Annotated in this window: 2 protein-coding genes; both read left to right on the top strand. The window is 35.2% G+C overall.

Features of this window, described 5'->3' with window-relative positions; genetic code table 11:
• Nucleotides 1-479 precede the first annotated feature (479 nt).
• The gene (locus Q8907_16340; protein ID MDP4275838.1) at nt 480-1,064 is read left to right on the top strand and encodes an RNA polymerase sigma-70 factor; all 585 of its coding nucleotides are present in this window, start codon (nt 480-482) and stop codon (nt 1,062-1,064) included.
• Between the two features lie 62 nt (nt 1,065-1,126).
• On the top strand, nt 1,127-2,284 hold the full coding sequence (locus Q8907_16335; GenBank protein MDP4275837.1) for a FecR family protein: 1,158 nt from the start codon (nt 1,127-1,129) through the stop codon (nt 2,282-2,284).
• The last annotated feature ends 111 nt before the right edge of the window (nt 2,285-2,395 follow it).

Below are 2,395 nucleotides of genomic sequence, written 5' to 3'. Positions count from 1 at the left end.
TTGCTTCCTTTTTGTGACGACAAAAAGGAAGAATAAAGTTTTCAAAGGCAAATCAAACCACGGCAATAAAACCTGCCTTCGACTCCGCTCAGGAAGCAAAAAAATAGTTGAACCATTTCAAACTATCTCAAACTATTTTAAACCATTTCGAATCATTTCGAACCATTTCAGACTATCTTCTAAGCCAGTGTATTAATATTCAATTACGCTGAGATCCACTGAGAAAAACCTGAGTTTCACTGAGTAATATCATGAAGCAGTATACCGTTATAAACCTTTTTTACTACTTGCAAAACTTCAATAAAAGATATATCTCCTTTTTGAAACTTTCTTATTATGATATAAATTTTAGAAAACAAAGGCCAGAGCAGCATTGCGGGGTTAGTATTTGAAAAAATCAAATTTTTTTAGTGTTTGTTGTTAAATTTTTCTAATTTTCTGAATCGTAACTTGTAATTACAACCGAACCGTAAAACCAGATGAAAAGTCTTGATGTAGACACTCTTGCAAAGCTAAAGGATGGTGACCAAAATGCGTTTGAAGAAATATTCAATGGTTATTATCCCCGGTTGTACAATTATGCTTCTGAGATATTGAAAGATCGGGAAAAAGCTCAGGAAATTGTTGAAGAGGCTTTTATTAATGTATGGGAATACCGTTCTAAAATTGACATTGTCACTTCTCTTAAATCTTACCTGTACAGGACGGTCTACAATTTATGCCTGAACGATTTCAAACATATTCAGGTTGAAGAAAAATATAAAATTTACCTGTCACATCATTTAACAGATTATGAGGAAGATGCTGATTACCCTTTGTCTCATCTGATAAAGGGAGAATTAGAAAATGCAGTTTCTGTTGCCTTGAATAATTTGCCGGATAAATGCCGCGAGATATTTTTGTTAAGCCGTTTTGATCAGCTTTCTAATCAAGAAATTGCCTTAAAATTAGATATTACCGTAAATACGGTCCGAACACAAATCAACAGGGCAATCATTAAACTGAAAAATAATCTTTCCGAATATATCCCCCTTATATCATTGATAATCATTCTGTTAAGATAATTTTTGATTTTTTGTCATCAGAATTGGCGATTTAGTTGTCATAACTTCTGAAGGGGATAAATATGGAAAAAGAAATAGATGAAAAAATACTGAAAGTATTACTTGCCAGTATAAAAGGTGAAGCATCGGACGATGAGTACAGGCGGGTATGGTCATGGATCCATGAAAGTAAAGAAAACGAAAAGTTTTATATGGACCTGAGAGATTCCTGGATTGCCTCGGGTTTAAATAGGCCTGTTAACAGTGAGCAGGTTTTAATGTCGTGGAAGAGGGTGAAAAACAGACTGTTCCTGGATGAACAGAAAAATAAACCCAATTCATCGTTTTCCCTGTTTTTCTTCAGATTTTTAAAGAATGCTGCCCTGTTCATTCTTCTGATAGGCATAGGCGCTATTTTGTCTCATTTGTATTTTGATAAATTATTTCCACAGAAGGTGCTGCAAAAATATACAGTTGAAGCACCCCGTGGGTCTAAATCGGTTGTTACCCTTGCCGATGGGACCAAAGTCTGGTTAAATGCAGGCAGCAGCCTGAAATATTCAAGGGATTTCAATCAGCAGAACCGGGATGTTTTCCTTGAAGGGGAAGCATACTTTAGCGTGGCAAAAAATAAAATCTTGCCCTTTCTGGTCCATACTTCAGGAATTGTTGTCCGTGCCGTGGGAACGGTTTTCGATGTGAAAGCTTATCCGGATGAAAAGGTCATCGAAACCACTTTAATCAATGGGATTGTAAGTATTGAGCATGCCAATAAAGCCGGGACAATTGAGAAAATAACTTTAAAACCCAACCAAAAGGCTATATATTATAAGGATGACAAATTTATTTCCGGCCTGATCAATAATCCTGTGCAAAGCAGAAAAGAAATTAAGGGAAGGGAGCTGCAGGCAGATAATCAGAAGGTTAACATTCTGATTGCAGATAAAATAGATCCTGAGATATCTACTTCATGGAAGGATAAACGTTGGGTTTTTAATGATGAGAGTCTGGGCAATTTTGCGGTAAAGGTAGAAAGATTGTATGATGTGAATATCTCTTTCAAGGATGAACAGTTGAAACATTATAAACTCTCGGGTTCCTTAGAAGAAGAAACCATTGAGCAATTGTTCGATGCCATACGCCTCACGGTTCCGATGAATTACACCATCAATCATAAGGAAGTCATCTTATCCCTTAATAAACAATTAAAAGAAAGCTATGAAAAATTATTGAAACGATAAATAAAACTTAACTAACATCATAAAAATATAATGCCTATGAGAAATTAGAAGAAAAATTACACAAAAAATGGGAGGAATTACTCCTCCCATCCTGAAACTTAATTATTATAT

The organism is Bacteroidota bacterium (assembly GCA_030706565.1).
Lineage (GTDB): Bacteria > Bacteroidota > Bacteroidia > Bacteroidales > JAUZOH01 > JAUZOH01.
Note: the sequence above shows the minus strand (reverse complement) of the source record. Positions and strands in the feature narration are given on the sequence as shown.